At 66.6% G+C, this 20,013-nt stretch carries 20 protein-coding genes and 1 pseudogene; 11 read left to right on the top strand and 10 right to left on the bottom strand.

The window, feature by feature from the left end:
- Nucleotides 1–65 precede the first annotated feature (65 nt).
- Nucleotides 66–185: pseudogene (locus HWX36_RS11480) on the bottom strand (integrase core domain-containing protein); the annotation flags it as partial.
- A gap of 604 nt (nucleotides 186–789) precedes the next feature.
- On the opposite strand from HWX36_RS11480, the gene HWX36_RS11475 reads away from it, so the two are divergent.
- Both HWX36_RS11475 and HWX36_RS11470 read left to right on the top strand, forming a co-directional pair.
- Nucleotides 790–1,719: a hypothetical protein gene (locus HWX36_RS11475; protein WP_244136383.1), complete on the top strand. Its 930-nt coding sequence runs from the start codon at nucleotides 790–792 to the stop codon at nucleotides 1,717–1,719.
- Between the two features lie 91 nt (nucleotides 1,720–1,810).
- On the top strand, nucleotides 1,811–2,611 hold the full coding sequence (locus HWX36_RS11470; protein WP_175952231.1) for a hypothetical protein: 801 nt from the start codon (nucleotides 1,811–1,813) through the stop codon (nucleotides 2,609–2,611).
- A 126-nt stretch (nucleotides 2,612–2,737) separates the two neighbouring features.
- Here the strand turns inward: HWX36_RS11470 and argG are convergent, their stop codons facing one another.
- From argG to HWX36_RS11455, 3 genes are all read right to left on the bottom strand, one after another.
- The gene (argG, locus tag HWX36_RS11465; RefSeq protein ID WP_175952230.1) at nucleotides 2,738–4,075 is read right to left on the bottom strand and encodes an argininosuccinate synthase; all 1,338 of its coding nucleotides are present in this window, start codon (nucleotides 4,073–4,075) and stop codon (nucleotides 2,738–2,740) included.
- Nucleotides 4,076–4,411: 336 nt separating this feature from the next.
- Nucleotides 4,412–5,482, bottom strand: coding sequence for an FUSC family protein (locus HWX36_RS11460; RefSeq protein ID WP_175952229.1), 1,071 nt, complete (start codon nucleotides 5,480–5,482; stop codon nucleotides 4,412–4,414).
- A 163-nt stretch (nucleotides 5,483–5,645) separates the two neighbouring features.
- Nucleotides 5,646–7,178, bottom strand: coding sequence for a sensor domain-containing diguanylate cyclase (locus tag HWX36_RS11455; RefSeq protein WP_175952228.1), 1,533 nt, complete (start codon nucleotides 7,176–7,178; stop codon nucleotides 5,646–5,648).
- Between HWX36_RS11455 and HWX36_RS11450 the strand changes: the two genes are divergently transcribed.
- The 5 genes from HWX36_RS11450 to HWX36_RS11430 all read left to right on the top strand — a co-directional run bounded on the left by HWX36_RS11450 (nucleotide 7,117) and on the right by HWX36_RS11430 (nucleotide 11,858).
- Complete coding sequence (locus tag HWX36_RS11450; RefSeq protein WP_175952196.1) at nucleotides 7,117–7,359, top strand: hypothetical protein; 243 nt, start codon at nucleotides 7,117–7,119, stop codon at nucleotides 7,357–7,359. The genes HWX36_RS11455 and HWX36_RS11450 overlap by 62 nt on opposite strands.
- A 410-nt stretch (nucleotides 7,360–7,769) precedes the next feature.
- The gene (locus HWX36_RS11445; RefSeq protein WP_175952227.1) at nucleotides 7,770–9,305 is read left to right on the top strand and encodes an amino acid permease; all 1,536 of its coding nucleotides are present in this window, start codon (nucleotides 7,770–7,772) and stop codon (nucleotides 9,303–9,305) included.
- Nucleotides 9,306–9,569: 264 nt separating this feature from the next.
- Nucleotides 9,570–9,815 carry a DUF3717 domain-containing protein gene (locus HWX36_RS11440; RefSeq protein ID WP_175952226.1) on the top strand — a complete coding sequence of 82 codons (246 nt, stop codon included), beginning with the start codon at nucleotides 9,570–9,572 and terminating at the stop codon, nucleotides 9,813–9,815.
- Between the two features lie 170 nt (nucleotides 9,816–9,985).
- A complete protein-coding gene (locus HWX36_RS11435; protein ID WP_175952225.1) occupies nucleotides 9,986–10,903 on the top strand; it encodes a LysR family transcriptional regulator in 918 nt (305 codons plus the stop codon).
- Between the two features lie 109 nt (nucleotides 10,904–11,012).
- Nucleotides 11,013–11,858, top strand: a complete 846-nt coding sequence (locus HWX36_RS11430; protein ID WP_175952224.1) for an alpha/beta hydrolase — start codon at nucleotides 11,013–11,015, stop codon at nucleotides 11,856–11,858.
- Between the two features lie 37 nt (nucleotides 11,859–11,895).
- Here the strand turns inward: HWX36_RS11430 and HWX36_RS11425 are convergent, their stop codons facing one another.
- Nucleotides 11,896–12,249 carry a hypothetical protein gene (locus HWX36_RS11425; protein ID WP_175952223.1) on the bottom strand — a complete coding sequence of 118 codons (354 nt, stop codon included), beginning with the start codon at nucleotides 12,247–12,249 and terminating at the stop codon, nucleotides 11,896–11,898.
- A 324-nt stretch (nucleotides 12,250–12,573) separates the two neighbouring features.
- Entirely contained in the window at nucleotides 12,574–13,194 is a 621-nt protein-coding gene (locus HWX36_RS11420; protein ID WP_175952222.1) for a TetR/AcrR family transcriptional regulator, read from the bottom strand.
- A gap of 94 nt (nucleotides 13,195–13,288) precedes the next feature.
- On the opposite strand from HWX36_RS11420, the gene HWX36_RS11415 reads away from it, so the two are divergent.
- Nucleotides 13,289–14,530 (top strand): glycosyltransferase, encoded by a 1,242-nt coding sequence (locus HWX36_RS11415; RefSeq protein WP_175952221.1) that lies wholly within the window; start codon nucleotides 13,289–13,291, stop codon nucleotides 14,528–14,530.
- Nucleotides 14,531–14,545: 15 nt separating this feature from the next.
- On the opposite strand, the gene hutC is transcribed toward HWX36_RS11415, so the two are convergent.
- From hutC to HWX36_RS11400, 3 genes are all read right to left on the bottom strand, one after another.
- Nucleotides 14,546–15,241 carry a histidine utilization repressor gene (gene hutC / locus HWX36_RS11410; protein ID WP_174938882.1) on the bottom strand — a complete coding sequence of 232 codons (696 nt, stop codon included), beginning with the start codon at nucleotides 15,239–15,241 and terminating at the stop codon, nucleotides 14,546–14,548.
- A gap of 182 nt (nucleotides 15,242–15,423) precedes the next feature.
- Nucleotides 15,424–16,551 carry a porin gene (locus tag HWX36_RS11405; protein WP_175952220.1) on the bottom strand — a complete coding sequence of 376 codons (1,128 nt, stop codon included), beginning with the start codon at nucleotides 16,549–16,551 and terminating at the stop codon, nucleotides 15,424–15,426.
- Nucleotides 16,552–16,723: 172 nt separating this feature from the next.
- A complete protein-coding gene (locus tag HWX36_RS11400; RefSeq protein WP_244136382.1) occupies nucleotides 16,724–17,038 on the bottom strand; it encodes a hypothetical protein in 315 nt (104 codons plus the stop codon).
- 88 nt (nucleotides 17,039–17,126) lie between these two features.
- On the opposite strand from HWX36_RS11400, the gene HWX36_RS11395 reads away from it, so the two are divergent.
- Entirely contained in the window at nucleotides 17,127–17,357 is a 231-nt protein-coding gene (locus HWX36_RS11395) for a hypothetical protein (RefSeq protein WP_175952219.1), read from the top strand.
- A gap of 66 nt (nucleotides 17,358–17,423) precedes the next feature.
- Here the strand turns inward: HWX36_RS11395 and HWX36_RS11385 are convergent, their stop codons facing one another.
- Nucleotides 17,424–17,594 carry a hypothetical protein gene (locus HWX36_RS11385; protein WP_175952218.1) on the bottom strand — a complete coding sequence of 57 codons (171 nt, stop codon included), beginning with the start codon at nucleotides 17,592–17,594 and terminating at the stop codon, nucleotides 17,424–17,426.
- Here HWX36_RS11385 and kdpA point away from each other — a divergent pair.
- The gene (gene kdpA / locus HWX36_RS11380; protein ID WP_175952217.1) at nucleotides 17,593–19,296 is read left to right on the top strand and encodes a potassium-transporting ATPase subunit KdpA; all 1,704 of its coding nucleotides are present in this window, start codon (nucleotides 17,593–17,595) and stop codon (nucleotides 19,294–19,296) included. The two genes, HWX36_RS11385 and kdpA, sit on opposite strands and share 2 nt — an antisense overlap.
- 10 nt (nucleotides 19,297–19,306) lie before the next feature.
- Nucleotides 19,307–20,008, top strand: coding sequence for a potassium-transporting ATPase subunit KdpC (gene kdpC, locus HWX36_RS11375; protein WP_175952216.1), 702 nt, complete (start codon nucleotides 19,307–19,309; stop codon nucleotides 20,006–20,008).
- The last annotated feature ends 5 nt before the right edge of the window (nucleotides 20,009–20,013 follow it).

Here is a 20,013-nt window from a genome sequence, read left to right as displayed (position 1 = left end):
CTTGTCCCTACATGACCCGACGCGATGTCACGCTGAGGTTGGAGAATTTGAACCGCTTGGATTTCTTGGACAGCGCATTTACCCGGCGTTAACTCCTTGAGCGCCATGTGAGGTCGCATATCACTATAGTCGCGGCGCCAAGCCTCGATCTCACGCTTGCCTTCCGCCAACGATTCGAACCAGTGCTTCGCGCGCTTCAATATCAGCGGGGGTCGAGCCGACTTTGAGGGGCCCTTCACGAAGCATTCGTGAGAGTGCTCGGTTCGTCCGGTTCACGCGGATTAACCACATTGCTTGGCCCTGCGTCCGGGCGGGAAGGGGGGCTCCCGAACAAAGCCCCTGGAAAATTCCCTCGACAAAACTCCCTAAAGAAATCCCCACCACCGCCGTTACCCTACCTCAGTAGCTCAAAAAAAGTATTACCAGAGCCGTAAAACCAAACCACACGACCAGATAACCGAGGGGGCGCCCGGCCGGCGAAGCCGCGCGCAGTATCAGAAGATGGCATGCACCGACCGGGGGCTGGCGCGCGCTGCGCTGTTGCCTTGCCGGCATGCCTGCTGCATGCGGTTCTCACCACTGCGTGCGCGATCCCGCGCGACCCCACCTCCCCGCTCGTGTCCGTCGTGCCGAATATCCGGCAAGCGACGACCGCTTCGTCGTCCTTCCCCGACACATCACACCACGCATCCAACATCGCTCGAGGAGGCCCCCGCAACACACCGGAAAAGTAACGCGATTCGAATCTGAACCACTAAAAAAAACGCACCAAAAAAATCGAGGATTGAATTGAACAAGCATTCCCTTTATCTGCTGGCGGCAGCCGCCATTTCGGTATTCGTCGTCGCGGGTTGCGGCGGCGGTGACGGCTCGTCGAACGCAGGCAGCGGCACGCCCGCAAAGACCGGCGGCACCGATAACGCAGCCAGCGCACCGGTCGTCGCATCCACGCCGCTCGCGGCACAGCCGGCGAGCGCGCCGGTCGCCTCGTCGCAGCCGGTGACGGTCGGCGAGGCGCTGCCCAGCCTGACGAACCCGCAAGCCGGTTCGACTGCCGCAACCGCGAGCAGCCCGATCGGGATCTGGACGGAATCCGGCAACCTGGGTTACTCGACCATCGCCCTGGTCGATCCGCACAACAACCTGACCACGCTCAATCTGCTGGGATCGTTCGTGATGTCCGAGGATTTCGCGAGCCTGACGGTCAACGGCGCGACGTGGTCGCTCGGTTCGGGCGTCAATTTCGGCTCGGCCGGGTTGATCACCAAAATCGACTCCGGCTCCGGTGCTTACAGCGCGAAGCAGACGTTGTCCGGCACGATCAGCCGAGGCGGTACGGCATCGAACTTCACGTGGACCTACAACGCCGCGAACGCACTCAGCGTCACGCAGGACAGCGTGGTGGGCACCTGGGCGACTACGAACGCGTCGTTCGCAATTCCATCGGGCGGCTCACTGACAGGCACGCTGAGCGGCTGCAACCTGACCGGCACACTGCTGCTTTCCACGCCCGGCTCGAACCAGAACATGTACGACATGACGGTGACGGCTTCCGCCTCGACGGGCTGCAAACTGCCGGCCGGCGTTCCGCTGTCGGGGAGCGCGGCAATCATGTTCGTGCCGATCAAGGGGACCAACGGCTTCCAGCGATCGATCCTGTACGTGCTGCGCGCGGCCGATTACAGCTTTGTCGCATACGGCCAGGTGATCAAGCAATAAACGCACGGCCTGCTCGCACGCGGCGCTTTCACACGCCGCGTGCGACGGCCCGACGAAAACGTTCCGTCAACAACGAAAGCCAATTCACTCAATGAAGAACTCATCCAACGCCACCCTGCTCGGTTGCGGCCTGGTCGCAACGCTGCTGTCCGGCTGCGTCACGTTGCCGAACACCGACATGAATGCCGAAGCGCGTCAGAATCTGCATTCGATCGCCATCCTCGAAGTCAACGAGCCGAAGCGTGTCGCGGTCGTCAATCTCGGCGGCGCGGCGGGCGGGTTCGGTCTGATCGGAGCACTGGCGCAAACCGCCGTCAACGCGAGCCATACGAGCACCTACACGGATCGCGTGGCCACCGGCAAGATCGTATTCGCACCGGACATCGCGGACGGCGTCACGGGCCGCCTCACCGGCAACGGCTATCAGGTCGTGAAGCTGGACGGCCAGAAGGTGAAGCTTGCCGATGACGGCAAGTCGGACGACTACTCCGCGATCCAGACTGACGCGGATGCGATCATGAACGTGTGGTTCACGTCGTTCGGCTATGTCTCGCCGCCCAACCGGCCCGACTACATCCCGTGGGTCGTTATCCGCGCGCGCATTCTCGACGCGAAGACGAAGCAGGACATCTATTACAAGACGTTCGCGTGCGGCTACGACATCAAGGCGAACAGCGTGCACATCGACAGCGATTTCGCTTACACGTACGGCAGCTTCAGCGATCTCGAGAAGAATTTCGACAAGTCGGTGGAGGGGATCAAGTCGTGCGAGAAGTCGGTCGCGGACATGATCGGTCAGGATCTGGCACGTACGCCGGCGCCGGCCACTGCTTCCACGACGATGACGACGCCTGCAGCCCCTGCGACGGCCACGGCGTCGAAAAAACTTTGACGCGCCGCAGGATCGTCGCGATACGCGCTGCGAATCCGGCAGTGCTTGAGAGAAAAAGCGGGAGGGGAGTACTGCACGCAGCCGGGCGGTTGTCACGCCGCCCGGCCGCTCGCGAAAGCGACCGGCTTACTCGCCGCTATCGCCCTTGATCTGCGGCAACGCCGACGATTCACCCGGCGTGAGCAAACCGACCTGCGTATAAACGCGCAGCTTGTCGCGCGTATCGGTGATGTCGAGGTTGCGCATCGTCAGCTGGCCGATCCGGTCGCGCGGCGAGAACGTCGACGCCACCTTCTCCATCGACAGGCGCTCCGGCTGATACGTGAGGTTCGGCGACTTCGTGCTCAGGATCGAGTAGTCGTTGCCGCGGCGCAGTTCGATCTTCACTTCGCCGGTGATCGCGCGTGCCACCCAGCGCTGCGCGGTTTCACGCAGCATGATCGCCTGCGGGTCGAACCAGCGGCCCTGGTACAGCAGGCGGCCGAGGCGGCGGCCGTTCTCGCGGTACTGCTCGATCGTGTCTTCGTTGTGGATGCCGGTGACGAGACGCTCGTACGCGATGTACAGCAGCGCGAGGCCCGGGGCTTCATAGATGCCGCGGCTCTTCGCCTCGATGATCCGGTTCTCGATCTGGTCGCTCATGCCGAGGCCATGGCGGCCGCCGATGCGGTTCGCTTCCAGCAGCAGCTCGACCGGGTCGGTGAACTCGACGCCGTTCAGCGCGACCGGCTGGCCGGCTTCGAAGCGCACCGTCACTTCTTCCGCGGCGATCTTCACGTCGTCGCGCCAGAACGCGACGCCCATGATCGGGTTCACGATCTTGATGCCGCTTTCGAGGCTTTCGAGATCCTTCGCCTCGTGCGTCGCGCCGAGCAGGTTCGAATCGGTCGAATAGGCCTTCTCGGCCGACATCTTGTACGCGAAACCGGCCTGGTTCATGAATTCGGACATTTCGGCACGGCCGCCGAGCTCGTCGATGAACGTCTGGTCGAGCCACGGCTTGTAGATCTTCAGATCCGGGTTCACGAGCAGGCCGTAGCGGTAGAAGCGCTCGATGTCGTTGCCCTTGTACGTGCTGCCGTCGCCCCAGATGTTGACGCCGTCTTCCTTCATCGCGGCGACGAGCATCGTGCCCGTCACGGCGCGGCCGATCGGCGTGGTGTTGAAGTACGTGACGCCGGCCGTCGTGATGTGGAACGCGCCGCTTTGCAGCGCGGCGATGCCTTCGGCGACGAGCTGCGCGCGGCAGTCGATCAGGCGGGCGCCGGCTGCGCCGTATTCGATCGCGCGTTTCGGGATCGCGTCGTAATCGTCTTCGTCGGGCTGGCCGAGGTTCGCCGTGTATGCGTACGGGACGGCGCCCTTGAGTTTCATCCAGTGCAGCGCTGCGCTGGTGTCCAGGCCGCCGGAGAAGGCGATACCGACCTTCTGGCCGGTCGGGAGGCTTTCGAGAATCGTGCTCATAGGAATTACCGTGGATTGAAGCCGGTGGGATCGTATTTCGCGGAATATGCGAGTATCGGCTGTCCGGAAGGTTGGGGCAAGGGTTGATTTTTGCGCGGAACCGTCGTCGAGCCTGTCGCGGCGGGCCTGACGGGCGGTTAACCGGGTGGAGAACACGGTGCGGATCGGGGCCGGGCGGCGGTCGAAACCGCCGCGGGCGCGCCGTCGCGGGCCGCATTTCCGGGGCCGGATCGATCGAACGGCGTAGGCGCTATCGCCAGGATGCCGGGCTGCTGCGCTGAAGGGAATTTGAAAGATTGGCGTACGAGGCCCGGAAAGCCCGGCATCCCGCGAACGTCAGATATTCCACGACCGCGCGGTGTCGAGCAGCTTCTCGCGCAGTTGATCGACTTCCCCGGCCAGCTTGGCCGTGATCGACACGTAGCCGGACACCTGCGGCGGCGGCGCGTCGTGCGGCGGGTCGGCCGGCCGGCGGCGCGGCGAGAGCCGGCTCGGCGTGCCGAACTTGAGCGCGCGGCTCGCGCCGACCAGCGTGTCGCGGATGCGCCGGTTCATGCCCTTCATGGCGACGCGCATGTATTCGCGGGCCGCGATGTCGTCGCGGGCCGGCACCGCGCTCGACAGGATCTCCAGATAGCCGATGCACAGGCGCAGGCTGCGCTGGATCGCCTCGAGCTGTGCCATCGACGTCTCGCATTCTTTCGACACCGACGGCATCAGCGAGCGCAGCTGCACGAGCAGCGCGCTCAGCGCGGCCATTTCCTTCAGGTGCGCGTCGTCGCCGATCGGGCGGTCGCCGGCGAGCCGCGCATGCACGGCCGCGCACGCGCGCAGCGCGTCGGCGAGCTTGTAGCGCCACGAGTAGGTGGCATACAGCGGCAGCGCGAACGAAAACGCGAGCGCGATCGCGATGCCGGTCAGCACGTTCACCGCGCGCCACAGGCCGTCGACGATCTCGTTGTCGCCGTGCCCGGCGACGATCACCATCGTGATCGCCGACAGCAGCGCGATATAGCCGGCCTTGCCGATCGCGTGATACGCGCAGATGCCGCACGCGAGCGCCATCAGCACGTAGATCGCGAGCGGTGCGTGCACGAACGAATACAGCAGGATCAGCCCGAGCCCCGCGAGCGCGCCGATCGACGTGCCGAGCGCGCGCTCGGCGGCCTTCTTGCGGATGTTGCCGTGATGTTGCAGCCCGCCGACGACGATCAGCACGGTAATCGTCGACCACTCGCCGTGCGGCACGTTCAGGCCGGTGGACAGCGCGATCGACACGAGAATCGCGAGCGAGACGCGCGCCGCATGGATCAGCTTCGCGTGCCGGTAGCGGCGATACGGGTCGAGCAGCGGGCGAAGCCCGTTGCGCAGGAGCGGCGGCAGCCGGGCAGGGAGCGGGGTGGTCATGGTGGAGCTGGAGTGGCCGGAACGCGCATGGCGGCCTGCGCGGGCCGGCGCCGCGCCGCATGCGCAGCAGACGTAACGCTAGCCGAACGCGGGAGGGCTGTCCATGGCGCGGTCATCCGGCCCGGCCGGCGGCCGCGCGGCTTCACGTCACGTCAGGGTGGCGTCATGCGTCGGTGGTGCTCGGCTGCGCCTCCAGCACGCGGTTGCGGCCCCCGGACTTCGCGCGGTACAGCGCCTCGTCGGCACGCCGCAGCAGCGTCGCGGCGTTCAGGCGGCCGCCGGCGGAGGTGGCCGCGCCGATGCTGGCGGTCACGCGCCCGTACGGGCTTTTCGCGTGCTCGATGCCGAGCGCCACGATCGCGCGCCGGATGCTCTCGGCGACGGTCACCGCGCCTTGCGCGTCGGTGTCGGGCAGCGTGACGACGAATTCCTCGCCGCCATAGCGCGCGACGTGATCGCTGTCGCGGCGCAGGCAGTGCGATGCGGTCTGCGCGACGCGCCGCAGCACGTCGTCGCCGGCCGGGTGGCCGTAGTAGTCGTTGAACGCCTTGAAGTGATCGACGTCGACGAACAGCACCGACAGCGGGCGGCCGCTGCGCGACGCGCGCTGCGCCTCCTTCGCGAGCACCGTGTCGAACGTGCCGCGATTGTCGAGGCCCGTCAGCGCATCGGTGTGCGCGAGCCGGTACAGCTTCGATTCGGCGACCTGCCGGCGCCTGAGCTCGCGCGACAGCGCCAGCGAACCCCACGCGATGAACCCGGTGAACAGGCACATCAGCACGACGGTCCAGATCGCGCGGTGGTGCCACGACGCGTCGACGTCGATCTCGGCGGGCGCGACGTCGACGATCAGCGGCAGGCCGGCGAGATGCTTGTAAACATAGATGCGCCGGATGCCGTCGATCGCGCCGACCCCGGTCAGCGCGCCGTCGCGGGCGCGCTGCGCGTCGATGAAGAGCGCCGAGTCGTGCAGGTCGAGGCCGACCACATGCGGGTCGTACGGCAGGCGCGACACGAGCGTGCCGTTGTCCTCGACGATCGCCGCGCTGCCGTGCTTGCCGACCGCGAGGCCGTCGAGCAGCGCGCGGAAATAGTCGACGCTGAGCGTACCGGCGACGATGCCGGCGAACGTGCCGTCGGGCCGGTTGATCCGGCGGCTGAGGGCGATCGTCAATGCGCCGCCGCGTAGCCGGGCGGCATACGGCTTGCTGATGTAGAGGCCCTGCGCGAGCCCGTCGCGATGCACGGCGAAATAGTCGCGGTCGGCGAAATTGCCTTGCCGCGCGGGCGACGCGCTCGAATCGATCACGATATTGCCCTGCGCATCCACCACGAAGATCGACCCGAGATACTCGCCGGTCGCCGCGCGGTCGAACAGCAGCCGGTGGCGCTGGCGCGGCGGCAAGGCCATCAGTTCCGGGTCGGCAATGCCGTCGACGACGTTCTGCAGCGACAAATCGTAGAGTTCGATATTGCGTGCGATATCGCGTTCGATCAGCAGCATCAGGTTGCGAGCATTTTCGACCGCATGGTCATATGCATCGCGCCGCGTCTCGATTAAAAGCGACGTGGAAAGCCCCCAGCTGAACATCAGCAGCACGATCCCCGCAACGAGCACGCCGCGGGGTGACAGAATGCGTGCCACGATCGACGCGGTATGGCGTCGCAGCGCGGCGGGCAGCGTGAATGACTTCATCCTCGAGGGTGGCGGGCGGCGGATTTTCGCGTCGTTGGCGATTCCGTACGCTGTTTATTTTGAATCGAGCCGCATTATCTCGCGAATTCCTGACATTCGCGTGCGCATGCAAAACATGCATGCAGATACAGCGATTCAGGAGCGTTACGCATCATTACTGCTTAACTTGCACATGATTTGATTTGAATCAATCGTCGATATCGGTTGTATTGTCTGAATAATCCCGTGATTACCCCGTGATTATGAATGCTGACGCGGTATCGGGAGGATTGCGACGGGACAGTAGAGAAACGCCGGGCGGATCGGCGTACCGGATAACCATCGGGTCGCGCGGGGTTTTTGAGCCGGCCTGCGGCAACGGCCCGGTTCGGCGCGGCCAACCCCTTGATTCTGCGAAATCTCCGCGGCGGCGGCGGGCGGCGGCACCTGAGCTGACCCCGTGACGAATCAGGTAGAATCCGCGCTTCGCCGCAGGCGCCCGCCGCGCAACGCGTATCGGGGCCGCATCGAATGGATCGCAGGACGCGCCCCGCGCTCCGATTCCGCATGCGCCGGCTACGGATGCCGGCCCGCTCAACGTCAGTCTTGTTTATGTCCGCCATTCCGAAATCCGACCCACCCGGTTCGCCAGCGAACCCACCCAAGCTTCATCGCGCGCTGAAGGCGCGCCACCTGACGATGATCGCCATCGGCGGCTCGATCGGCACGGGCCTGTTCGTCGCGTCCGGCGCGTCGATCTCGCAGGCCGGCCCCGGCGGCGCGATGGTCGCGTACATGGCGATCGGCCTGATGGTCTATTTCCTGATGACGAGCCTGGGCGAGATGGCCGCGTTCATGCCGGTGTCGGGCTCGTTCGCGACCTACGGCGCGAAATACGTGGACGAAGGCTTCGGCTTCGCGCTTGGCTGGAACTACTGGTACAACTGGGCCGTGACGATCGCGGTGGAGCTCGTCGCCGCGCAGCTCGTGATGCACTACTGGTTTCCGGACGTGCCGGGCGTGTGGTGGAGCGCGGCGTTCCTCGGCGTGATGTTCCTGCTCAACGCGCTGACCGTGCGCGGCTTCGGCGAAGCCGAATACTGGTTCGCGCTGATCAAGGTCGTCACCGTGGTCGCGTTCATCGGCGTCGGCCTGCTGATGATCTTCGGCATTCTGAAAGGGGCGCCGAGTAACGGCTGGGGCAACCTGACGATCGGCGACGCACCGTTCGCGGGCGGCCTGCCGGCGCTGATGGGCGTCGCGATGATCGCGGGCTTCTCGTTCCAGGGCACCGAGCTGATCGGCGTCGCGGCCGGCGAATCGGAAAACCCGCGCACGACGATCCCGCGCGCGGTGCGCCAGGTGTTCTGGCGCATCCTGCTGTTCTACGTGTTCGCGATCTTCGTGATCGGCGTGCTGATCCCCTATACCGACCCGAACCTGCTGAAGACGGACGTCACCGACATCGGCGTGAGCCCGTTCACGCTGGTGTTCCGCCACGCCGGCCTCGCGTTTGCCGCCGGCGTGATGAACGCGGTGATCCTGACGGCCGTGCTGTCGGCCGGCAACTCGGGCATGTACGCGTCCACGCGAATGCTCTACAACCTCGCGACCGAAGGCCGTGCGCCGAAGATCTTCGCGAAACTGTCGCGCGGCGGCGTGCCGCGCAATGCGCTGTACGCGACGACGGCCGTCGGCGCCTTGTGCTTCTTCACGTCGCTGTACGGCGACAAGACCGTGTACCTGTGGCTGCTGAACACGTCCGGGATGACGGGCTTCATCGCGTGGCTCGGCATCGCCGTCAGCCACTACCGGTTCCGCAAGGGCTACGTGAAGCAGGGCTACGCGCTCGACCAGTTGCCGTACCAGTCGAAGTGGTTCCCGTTCGGCCCGCTGTTCGCGTTCGTGCTGTGCCTCGTGATCGCGCTCGGGCAGGATTATCAGGCGTTCCTCGCGAACCGGATCGACTGGGCCGGCGTGGCCGCGACCTACGTCGGCATTCCGCTGTTCCTCGTCGTGTGGCTCGGCTTCCGGGTCCTGAAGAAGAGCCGTTTCGTGCGCTACGAAGACATGGAAATCGCGCCGTGGATCGCCGCAAGCCGCGGCGCGCAGCGGCAGCCGGTGGTGAACCGCGAAACCGCGAGCTGACGCGGGCGCGGCATCTGGCCGCGTGACAGACGACGAAACGGGAAGCCTCGCGCTTCCCGTTTTTTTTGCCCGGCTTTTGCCTGCACGGGGTCAAAGCCGGTTATATTGCCCGACCCTACCGGGCCACGGCCCGGCCGGCGCGAGGCGCGCAGCGCGGATCGGCATCCGGCGCGCGCGGCGTGCGGCGGCCGGCGCGCGGCCCGGCGTTTTCATCGTTCCATCCGGGCCGATACGGCCCGCGGAGCGCGCAACCCAGAGGAATCCATGAGCGCATCACCCGCCGAGCGGAAGGCCGAACCCGTTTCCATCGTGCGACTCGAAGCCGCGATCAACGCGTGGCGCGAAGTGTACCCGCCGGCTCCGGACGGCGAGGACGGCTACGCGCTCGACGCCGGCAGCAATTGCCTCGCCGAGCTGTACGGCACGATGATCTGCTACAAACTGCCGGACGTGCCGCTCGACTCGCTGAGCGACGCGCAGCGCGACGCGCTCTATGCGACCGAGGTGTGACGGACGGCGCGTTGCGCCGCCGCGCCGCGGCGTCGATGAAACAACGGGAAGCTCGCGGGCTTCCCGTTTTTGCTTGGCGCGGCGCGGGGCGGTTTGCGCCGCCTGCGGTATCGTGACGACATCATCCGGCCGGGGTTGAGCGCCGGATCGTTGTCCGGGAGGCATCGAACATGGAGTTGAGACACGTCCGCTACTTCGTCGCGGTCGCCGAAGAGCGGAATTTCACGCGGGCGGCCGAGCGGCTGCATATCGCGCAGCCGCCGCTGAGCCGGCAGATCCAGCAGCTCGAGGAAGCGCTCGGCGTGCCGCTGTTCGAGCGCAACGCGCGGCCGCTGAAGCTGACCGACGCGGGACGCTTCTTCTATTCGCACGCGGTGCAGCTGCTCGCGCAGACGGCCGAGCTTGAATCGATGACGAAGCGGGTCGGCAAGATCGAGCGCAGCATGTCGGTCGGCTTCGTCGGTTCGACGCTGTACGGGATGCTGCCGAAGATCATCCGGCGCTTTCGCAGCGAATACCCGGCCGTCGAGCTGAGCCTGCACGAGATGTCGACGATGGACCAGATCAAGGCGCTGAAGGAAGGGCGCATCGACGTCGGGTTCGGGCGCATCCGCCACGAGGATCCGAGCGTGCGGCGCGTCGTGCTGCGCGAGGAGCGGATGATCGTCGCGCTGCCGGTCGGCCATGTGCTCGACAGCGCGAAGCCCGTGCTGTCGCTGCACGATCTCGTGAACGACACGCTGATCATCTTTCCGAAGGCGCCGCGCCCGAGCTATGCGGACCAGGTGCTCGCGGCCTTTCACGACCGGGCGCTGCAGCCGCGCAAGATCTACGAGACGCGCGAACTGCAGATCGCGCTCGGCCTCGTCGCGATGGGCGAGGGCGTGTCGGTCGTGCCGCACAGCGTGTACGGCCTGAAGCGCGACGACATCAGCTACAAGCCGCTCGACGATCCGAACCTCGTGTCGCCCATCATCATGAGCATGCGGATGCTCGACGAATCGGAGGACATCCGCGCGATGCAGGCGCTGATCTACCGGCTGTACGACGAGGCGCAGATGGAGTATCTGCCGCCGCAGCCCGAATGAACGCGCGGGCGGTGGGGGCATGCTTGACGCCGTGTGCGGGCGCGGGCCAGCATCGCGGGATCCGATACGGCCGCCGAGGAGCGGCCGCTTTCATGCAGACGACAGACACATGACCGATATCCTGATCGAGGAGACCACCGTCGAGACGCCGCAAGGGCGCCTCTTCGCGAAACGCTGGCGCGGCGGCCCGGCGCGACAGGCGGCGGGGGCGGCGAAGCCGTACGCCCCTGAGCCGTACGCGCCCGAGCCGGCCGCACCGATCGTGCTGCTGCACGATTCGCTGGGCTGCGTCGAACTGTGGCGCGACTTTCCCGCGCAGCTTGCGAGCGCCGCGCAGCGCGACGTGATCGCGTACGATCGCCTCGGCTTCGGTCGTTCCGATCGCCATCCGGGGAAACTCGCCACGACGTTCGTGCGCGACGAGGCCGATCACGCGTTCGCGGCGCTGCTCGAACAACTGGGCGTCGGCGCGTTCGTCGCGCTCGGGCACAGCGTTGGCGGCGGGATGGCGGTCGGGTGCGCCGCCGCGCATCCGGTGCGTTGCCGCGCGCTCGTGACGATCGCCGCGCAGGCGTTCGTCGAGGATCGCACGCTGGCCGGCATTCGCGGCGCGGCGCAGCAGTTCGACGAACCGGGCCAGCTCGACCGGCTCGCGCGCTATCACGGCGACAAGGCCGAATGGGTGCTGCGCGCGTGGGTCGACACGTGGCTGTCGCCGGCTTTCCGCGACTGGAATCTCGACGACGCATTGCCGCGCGTGCCATGCGCGACGCTCGCGATTCACGGCGAAGACGACGAATACGGGTCCGACGTGCATCCGAAGCGGATCGCCGCGGGCGTCGCGGGGCCGTCGTCGTATCTGCTGCTCGGCCAGTGCGGGCACATGCCGCACCGCGAGCGAACCGGCGACGTGCTGGCCGCCGTGACGACGTTCCTGCGCGACGCGCTCGCCTGAGCGCTGCCGCCGCCGGCGGGCAGGCGCCCGCCGGTCATCAGAACGCGAGCTGGATCGCGAGATCGATCGCGAGCAGCGCGATCGAGCAGCCGATCCCGAGGACCACGTTCGGCAGCCGGTGCTCGAAGTCGCGATGATCCTTGCGCATCGCTGCGCCGAGCAGGAAGATCGCCTCGACGACGATCTGCAGCCCGACGAACAGCAGCATCAGCAGATACTCGTAACCCATCTGCTTGAACGCGGCGAACTGCATCCCGTGATCCCGGATCCATTGGCCGACGCGCAGGAGTTCGTAAACGAACAGCAAGGCGGGAAACAGGTAGCTGATGAAATAGGTCGGCGCGGTGGCGTGCCGTAGTTCGAGGTGGAAATGCTGATGCGTGGTGGTCATCACGAATCCCTCCTTGCAACGCATGATTGCGATCGCGACGGCGGCGCGACAACGTGCAAACGAAGGGATTACCCGAAGCGTCGTGCGCGGCCGTACGACATCAGCATACTGCTGCACGGGAAATTTGGCATGCGATGTATGCGTTCGTCGTAAAAATGCATCTGAGCCGCGCGATGCATCTGTCGCGCCGTCTTTGCCGGATGCGCCGGATTCGCCATATTCGTCGCCTGCGGAATGGCGGTCGCCCGCATCGGGCGCTTGCGGCTCGCGGTCGTGCCCGGGCGCTTGCGATCCGGTGAACGCGTGACCGGCCGCCGGCGCCGCTCAGTCTTTCGCTTCCGCGCCTTCGACAAACAGCTTCGCGACCGCCTGGAACTCCCGTTTCAGCGACAACCCCGGCACGGTCAGCCAGCGCAGCATCGCCGCGAGATACAGGTGATGGAACCATGTCGCGAGCTGGTCGGCGCGCAGCGCGCGGTTCAGTTCGCCGGATTGTTGCCCGGCTGCGATCAGTTGCCGCCACACGAGCGCGATATCGCCGCCGTTCTCTCCGCCGCTTTCAGGTTCGGCCGCGCCGATGCTCAGGAAACGATGGCGCAAATACGCAAGCAGGTAGGCGGGATGCTGCTCGCACCACGCAGCCGACGCATCGAGCACGCAGCCGATGCGTGACGCGAAGGTCTTGCGCCGCGCGACGTCGCGCTGCAGATGCGCGAGATCGCGTGCGAGTTCACCTTCGAGCCAGTGCGCGAGCACGGCTTCCTTCGTTGCAAAGTGGTTGTACAGCGTGCGCTTCGCGACATCGGCCTGCGCGGCGATCTGTTCCATCGTGACGGCTTCGTAGCCGTGCGCGTCGAACAGGCGTGCGCCGGTGGCGGCGAGATGCGCAAGCATCTGGATGCGCTTGCGCGCGCGGCGGCCCGGATCGTCGGTCGGAGTCGGCATGGCGAGGGATTGGCTGAAAGTGCACGAGTTGCATTAGTATACGACGTGCACTTTTACGAATCCACCCGTTAACGCCGTGCTCGAGGAGTCACGCATGAAGCTCGTCATCGCCACCTACGGCACCGAAGGCGACACGCGCCCGCTCGCGGCGCTCGGCCGTGCGCTGATCGATGCCGGCCACGAGGTCCGGCTGCTGGCCGATGCGGCGACGCTCGGCGCGGCCGCCGCGCGCGGCGTGCCGTCGGCGCCGTTGCCCGGCGATATCCGCCGTGCGATCGCGCCGGACGGCGCATTGGCGGATGTGGTGCGCGGGCGTGGCGGTTTCAACGACACGTCGAAGGCGCTCGCGGCGATCGCCAATGCGAACACGGCCGCATGGATGCGGGAAATCGCGGCCGCGTCGGCAGGCTGCGACGCGATCCTCGTGTCGGGACTCGCGTCGTTCGTCGGCTTGTCGATCGCCGAGTATCGCGGTGTGCCCGCGATCGGCGCCGGCATGATCCCGATCACACCCACGGCGGCATTCGCGTCGCCGTTCCTGCCGCCGGGGAAGCTGCCGCGCTGGCTGAACCGCGCGAGCCACCGGCTCGTGAATGCGCTGTTGTGGCAGGCGTTCAGGAAGGCGACGAATGCGGCGCGCGCGAGCGTGTGCGGGTTGCCGCCGCGCAAGCATGTGTGGACCGATCATCCGATGCTGTACGGCGTGTCGCCGGCGCTGCTTGGCGGCCCGGGCGACTGGCCGTCGAATGTGCAGGCCTGCGGCCAGTGGCGAATCGATGCGCGTGCATGGGAGCCGCCGCCCGATCTTTCGGGCTTTCTCGACGCGGGCGATCGGCCCGTGTACGCCGGTTTCGGCAGCATGGCCGGCTTCGATCGCGCCGCCATGGTCGAGGCGCTTACGCGTGCGCTCGCCGGCCGCCGCGCGCTGTTCTATCCGGGCTGGAGCGGCATCGACGCATCGATGCTGCCGGCGCACGTTCACGTGATCGGCGAGACACCGCATGACTGGCTGTTCCCGCGCGTCTCGATGGCGCTTCATCACGGCGGATCGGGCACCGCGCATTCGGCTGCGCGGGCCGGCATTCCGTCGGTCGTCGTGCCGTTCGCGGGCGATCAGTTCTTCTGGGCGAACCGGCTGCAGCGGCTCGGCGTGGCGGGTGCGCCGGTCGCGGGGCGGCGCATGGACGCCGCCGCGCTGGCGCGGGCCATCGCGTTTGCCGAACGGGACGAAACGAAAGCGCGCGCGATGGAACTCGGCGCGCGCGTCGCGCAAGAGGAAGGGTTGAAGCGGGCCGTCAGCGCGATCGAGCGATGGGGGCGGCCGGGCGCGCGGTAAGCCCGCGCATCGACCTCAGAAATGCCCGGTGAACCGGTAACGGCTGCCCGGGTGCCACAGATTGGCGACCGACGCGACCATCCCCTGCGACCACGTGCGCCGATGCAGCAGCAGGCAGGGTTCGCGGTCGTCCATCGTCAGGTGGCGGCGCGTCTCGGTGTCGGGCATCGCGGCCTCGATCCGGTATTCGACGCGCTGCAGCGGCGCGACACGCGTCAGGTACTGGTTCGGGGTCGTGGTCGTGAAATCCTGCAACGCATACTCGGGCGCGCAGGCCGGATTGACCCAGCGTTCCTCGAGCTGCACGGGCGTGTCGTTCTCGAAGTGCAGCACGCGCGAATGGAAGATCGGGCTGCCCGTGTCGATCTGCAGCTCGTCGGCGAGCTTCGTATCGGCGACGGCCGCGCCCACCTGCAGCACCTGCGCGCGATAGCCGTGGCCGCGCGCGGCGACTTCGTCCGAGATGCTGCGGATCGCGACGAGCGTCGATTCGTACTTCGGAGATGCGACGTACGTGCCGGAGCCGCGCGTGCGCGTGAGCACCTGCTCGGCGGTCAGTTCGCGCAGCGCGCGGTTGACGGTCATCCGCGCGACGTTGAATTCGCGCGCCAGTTCGTTCTCCGACGGCACCTGGTCGCCTTCCGCCCACTCGCCGGCATGAATGCGCGCGAGGATGAAGTCCTTGATTTCCTGATAGATCGGTGTGGTCATGGGATCACGATTCCAGAGTCGGCAGCGGCCCGCCGCCGAATGCCGATCCGGCGCGCGCCCGGCGCCGAGTGTACCGGTTTCGCGGGCGCGCGGGCCCGGATTCCCCGAATGATCCCTGTTCGGCCGGCGCGCGTCCATGCGGGATTGCACAGAGCGGCCGGCCGCGGGCGGCCGGCGTGCGGTCAGAACCGATGCCGGATGCCGACCGTCCCGACGACCTGCGTGTTGGTCGACGAAGCCGCGAGCCCCGTGACGTTCGCGAAGCCGAGCGTCGCGCCCGACGGCACGCCGAACTGGTGCTGGTACACGGTTTCCGCGTACACGTCGGTGCGCTTGCTCAACGCGTAGTCGGCCATCAGCGTCACCTGATGCCATTTCGGCCGATGGCTGCCGGTTGCGTCGTCGTAGCGGCCGTTGGTGAACGTATAGGCGCCCGCGAACGAGACGGCCGGCGTCAGCGCATAGCGCGCGTTGACCTCGAAGTTGTCGAAGCGCAGCGCATTCAGCGCGCCGGGCAGCGACGACGCGGCCGTTTCATCGAACATCGAATGCGTCCACAGCGCGCCGAGCGTCAGCCGGTCGAACGCGTAGCTGCCGCCCGCGCCCATCACGCGCTGGCGCACCGCCGGGAAATTTGGCCCGTCGTTGTTCGACAGCGCGCCGCCGGCCGTCAGCCCGCCGCGGTTGAGCTGCAGGTACGCGGCGCCGAGGCTGACCGGCCCGTTCGCGTACGACACGCCCGCACTGTACGCGCGGTTGTTCGCGAAGCCGCCGGCCGCGTTGCTGAACCCGTACAGGCCGCCGAACTGCCAGCCGGCGAGCGTCGGGCTCGTGTATTTCACCGCGTTGTCGATGTAGAACGAATCGTCGATGTTGTCGTTGTCGAACGGATGCGACGCGAGGTTGTTGCCGTCGCCGTTGTTCGCCATCGCGAGCGGGCCGAGATAGTCGACCACGGCGTCGTACTGCCGGCCGAGCGTCAGCGCGCCGTACCGGTCGCTCTGCAGGCCGACATACGCGCGGCGGCCGAACATCGTGTTCTTGTAGGACTGCGTGCCGTTGTTCAGGTTGAAGCCGTTTTCGAGGCGGAACAGCGCATGCAGGCCGCCGCCGAGATCCTCGTTGCCGCTCAGGCCGAAGACCGTGTTCGACAGCAGGCCGCTGCCTTGCTGCCACGCGCTTTTACCCGACTGGTTGTTCGTATAGACGATACCCGCATCCAGCATCCCGTAGAGCGTGACGCTGCTTTGCGCATGCGCGGCCGCGCCGAGGAACGCAAGGGAGAGGGTACCGACGACTGCTTTTTTCATTGTGAGTGCTTCCTGGAAAAACCCGTTGCGACGGGAACGACGATCCGGCGCGCGCACCGGTGGCGCACAGGCGCGGCTCGTGATGAGCCGCACGCGTTCGCCCCGCAGACGCGCGTTCGAATCGATGAAAAGGGAGCGGGCGCGTGTCACGCGCGGCCGCAACGGACGCCGGCTAGTGCTGCAGCAGGCGGATCGTGCCGAACTCGGCGGCCGGCAGCAGGCGGAGGATCGACAGGATGGCGGGCGACGCCTGCGACCGCGCCACGTCGAGCTCGATGCATGCGCGCCCGGTGCGGTTGTCGATCGCGGCCGTATAGAAATTGAGCGCGGTGCCGACCGCCTGGTGCAGCAGGCGCCGCACGACGGCGAGGTTGTCCGATTCGACGCGGATCGACAGCAGCACGTGTTCGTCGGCCGGGGACCGGCGCCGCGCACGAACGGGCGGCAGGTCGCGTGAAGCGGCGGTTTCGGTAAGGGTCGGTTTCATGCTGGCACCCCGGGTCGCGTCGTGCTCCGCATCGCGGAGATCTCGTCTTGGACATGCCGCCCATTCTAGGAATCGCGATGACGATACGGTGTATAGACTCGACCCGGCCCTGAAAATAATGCATAAAAACGCCATCGCCGCCGGCTTTCGTCTTTACAGCTTTTTTATTCCTTGTAAAGAAATTGAACACCGCTTTGATACGCGGATTTTTACACTGTCGCATCCCATTCGCCAGATGAGCATGGGGGCGTCACACGGGCCTGCGCCGGCATGGCAAGGCCTGTACGCCGACGATCGCGCGGCGTTGCCGCGCATATGAAATAAAGGGGAAAGCCATGTTGTGGATCACCGGCGCGTTGTCGCTCGCGCTCTTTATCTATCTGTTTCATGCATTGATCCAACCCGAGCGGTATTGATCGGCACGATTCAACAGGAATTCGAAAATATCGGTGAATGTCATGAGCGATCTGCTTTTCATTCTGTTCACGCTCGCGTTCTTTGCCTTGACGGCGGGTTTCATCACCGGCCTTGACCGGATCTGAGCGAGCGTCGACATGTTCAACAATCTCATTCAATTCGCGATCGTTCTCGCGATCATGCTGGCGCTGGTGCCCGTCGTCGGGAAATGGCTCGCGCACGCCTTTACGAGCCCGCGCCACGCGTGGGTCGAACGCCGGACCTACGCGCTGCTCGGCGTGGATCCCGACGAAGCGATGTCGTGGCAGCGCTACGGGATGGTGCTGCTGCTCAGCAATGCCGGGATGATGCTGGTCGGCTACCTGCTGCTGCGCATCCAGGACGCACTGCCGTTCGACGCGCTGCAGCGCGCCGCGCAAAGTCCCGACCTCGCGTTCAACACGGCCGCGTCGTTCATCACGAACACGAACTGGCAGGCGTATGCAGGCGAGAGCAGCCTGTCGAACTTCTCGCAGATGGCCGTCATTACGTTCCTGATGGTGGTCAGCGCGGCGACCGGCGTCGCGGCCGCGGGCGGCTTCATCCGCGGGCTGAGCCGCAAGAGCGCGGCGGACATCGGCAACTACTGGGTCGACTTCACCCGCGTGACCTATCGCGTGCTGCTGCCGCTCAGCTTCGCGATGGCGCTCGTGTACGTGTGGCAGGGCATGCCGCAGACGCTCGCGTCCGACGCGTGGGCGACCACGCTCGAAGGCGCGCGTCAGCAGATCGTGATGGGGCCGGTTGCCAGCCTCGAATCGATCAAGCACATCGGCACGAACGGCGGCGGCTTCTTCAGCATGAACGCCGCGCATCCGTTCGAGAACCCGACGCCGCTCACCAACACGCTGCATATGCTGTCGATGCTGCTGATTCCGTCCGCGCTGACCTACGCGCTCGGCACGATGATCGGCCGGCGCCGCCAGGGCTGGGTGATCCTCGGTGCGTTCGTCGTGATGTTCGTCGGCTTCCTGGCCATGATCTATTCGGCCGAGCAGCACGGCAACCCGCTCGTGGCCGGGCTCGGCGTCGATCAGCAGATGAGCGCGGCGCAGCCGGGCGGCAACATGGAAGGCAAGGAGATGCGCTTCGGCATCGCGCAGACGAGCCTGTTCGCCACCGTCACGACGGCCGCGACCACCGGGTCGGTCGATGCGATGCATGACTCGCTGACGCCGCTCGGCGGCCTCGTGCCGATCGCGCAGATGATGCTGAACAACGTGTTCGGCGGCGACGGCGTCGGGCTGATCAACCTGTTCACGTTCGCGATCCTCACGGTGTTCCTCGTCGGGATGATGATCGGGCGCACGCCGGAGTTCCTCGGCAAGAAGATCGAGGCGCGCGAGATGAAGCTCGTGATGCTCGCGGTGCTCGCGCATCCGTTCAGCATCCTCGGCTTCACCGCCGTGGCGTCGATGCTGCATTCGACGATGGACAGCCTCGCGAACCTCGGCCCGCACGGCTTCAGCGAAGTGCTGTACGCCTATACGTCGGGCACGGCCAATAACGGCTCCGCGTTCGCGGGCCTGAATGCGAACACGCCGTTCTTCAACACGACGATCGGCTTCGCGATGCTGATCGGCCGTTACCTGACGCTGCTGCCGATGCTCGCGGTTGCGGGCAGCCTCGCCGCGAAGAAGCGCGTGCCGGAAAGCGCGGGCACGCTGTCGACGTCGACGGGCCTGTTCGCCGGCCTGCTGATCTTCGTGATCCTGGTGGTCGGCGGTCTCACGTTCCTGCCGGCGCTCGCGCTCGGCCCGGTCGTCGAGCATCTGCTGATGTCGGGCGGCCAACTGTTCTGAGGGAAACATCATGATGCAAGGCAATCGCCAGGCAGCGGCCGCCGCCGCGCCGGCACCCGGTTATTCGTTCGGCGCGGCGACGCGCGGCCTCGTGCGGCCCGTGATCGCGTCGTCGGTGCTGTTCATGCTCGTCACGGGGATCGCGTATCCGTTGCTCACCACGGGCGTCGCGAACGTGCTGTTCCCGTCGCAGGCGCGCGGCAGTCTCGTGCAGCGCAACGGCACGACGATCGGCTCGGCGGTGATCGGGCAGCCGTTCACGCATGCGGGCTACTTCCACGGGCGGCCGAGCGCGACGGTCGGCGCCGATCCGGCCGATCCGTCGAAGACGGTCGACCAGCCGTACAACGCGGCCGGCAGCGGCGCCAGCAACCAGGGCGCCACCAGCAAGAAGCTGCTCGCGGACATCGCGCAGCGTGTGCGCGCCTATCGGCAGGAGAACGCGCTCGCCGCCGGCACGCCGGTGCCGGCGGATGCCGTGACCGCGTCGGCGTCGGGGCTCGATCCCGAGATCTCGGTCGCGAACGCGCGGCTGCAGGCGGCGCGGGTCGCGCGGGCACGCGGTGTCGATGCCGCCCGGGTGGCGGCGCTGGTCGAGCGCATCGCCGTGCCGCGCCAGCTCGGCGTGCTCGGCGAACCGCGCGTGCGCGTGCTCGACCTGAACCTCGCGCTGGACCGCGCATTCGGCCAGGCGGCCGGCGCGAAGCAATAGCAGGA

Source organism: Burkholderia sp. BCC0405, assembly GCF_902833075.1.
Classification (GTDB): domain Bacteria; phylum Pseudomonadota; class Gammaproteobacteria; order Burkholderiales; family Burkholderiaceae; genus Burkholderia.
Note: the sequence above shows the minus strand (reverse complement) of the source record. Positions and strands in the feature narration are given on the sequence as shown.

Coding starts and splice junctions, on each gene's coding strand:
- HWX36_RS11445 (WP_175952227.1), top strand. CDS start 7,770: ATGTCCGCCATTCCGAAATCCGACCCACCCGGTTCGCCAGCGAACCCA.
- HWX36_RS11385 (WP_175952218.1), bottom strand. CDS start 17,594: ATGTCGACGCTCGCTCAGATCCGGTCAAGGCCGGTGATGAAACCCGCC.
- HWX36_RS11415 (WP_175952221.1), top strand. CDS start 13,289: ATGAAGCTCGTCATCGCCACCTACGGCACCGAAGGCGACACGCGCCCG.
- HWX36_RS11430 (WP_175952224.1), top strand. CDS start 11,013: ATGACCGATATCCTGATCGAGGAGACCACCGTCGAGACGCCGCAAGGG.
- HWX36_RS11440 (WP_175952226.1), top strand. CDS start 9,570: ATGAGCGCATCACCCGCCGAGCGGAAGGCCGAACCCGTTTCCATCGTG.
- HWX36_RS11450 (WP_175952196.1), top strand. CDS start 7,117: ATGCGTGCCACGATCGACGCGGTATGGCGTCGCAGCGCGGCGGGCAGC.
- HWX36_RS11435 (WP_175952225.1), top strand. CDS start 9,986: ATGGAGTTGAGACACGTCCGCTACTTCGTCGCGGTCGCCGAAGAGCGG.
- kdpC (WP_175952216.1), top strand. CDS start 19,307: ATGATGCAAGGCAATCGCCAGGCAGCGGCCGCCGCCGCGCCGGCACCC.
- HWX36_RS11400 (WP_244136382.1), bottom strand. CDS start 17,038: ATGAAACCGACCCTTACCGAAACCGCCGCTTCACGCGACCTGCCGCCC.
- HWX36_RS11470 (WP_175952231.1), top strand. CDS start 1,811: ATGAAGAACTCATCCAACGCCACCCTGCTCGGTTGCGGCCTGGTCGCA.
- kdpA (WP_175952217.1), top strand. CDS start 17,593: ATGTTCAACAATCTCATTCAATTCGCGATCGTTCTCGCGATCATGCTG.
- HWX36_RS11425 (WP_175952223.1), bottom strand. CDS start 12,249: ATGACCACCACGCATCAGCATTTCCACCTCGAACTACGGCACGCCACC.
- HWX36_RS11460 (WP_175952229.1), bottom strand. CDS start 5,482: ATGACCACCCCGCTCCCTGCCCGGCTGCCGCCGCTCCTGCGCAACGGG.
- HWX36_RS11405 (WP_175952220.1), bottom strand. CDS start 16,551: ATGAAAAAAGCAGTCGTCGGTACCCTCTCCCTTGCGTTCCTCGGCGCG.
- HWX36_RS11420 (WP_175952222.1), bottom strand. CDS start 13,194: ATGCCGACTCCGACCGACGATCCGGGCCGCCGCGCGCGCAAGCGCATC.
- HWX36_RS11455 (WP_175952228.1), bottom strand. CDS start 7,178: ATGAAGTCATTCACGCTGCCCGCCGCGCTGCGACGCCATACCGCGTCG.
- hutC (WP_174938882.1), bottom strand. CDS start 15,241: ATGACCACACCGATCTATCAGGAAATCAAGGACTTCATCCTCGCGCGC.
- argG (WP_175952230.1), bottom strand. CDS start 4,075: ATGAGCACGATTCTCGAAAGCCTCCCGACCGGCCAGAAGGTCGGTATC.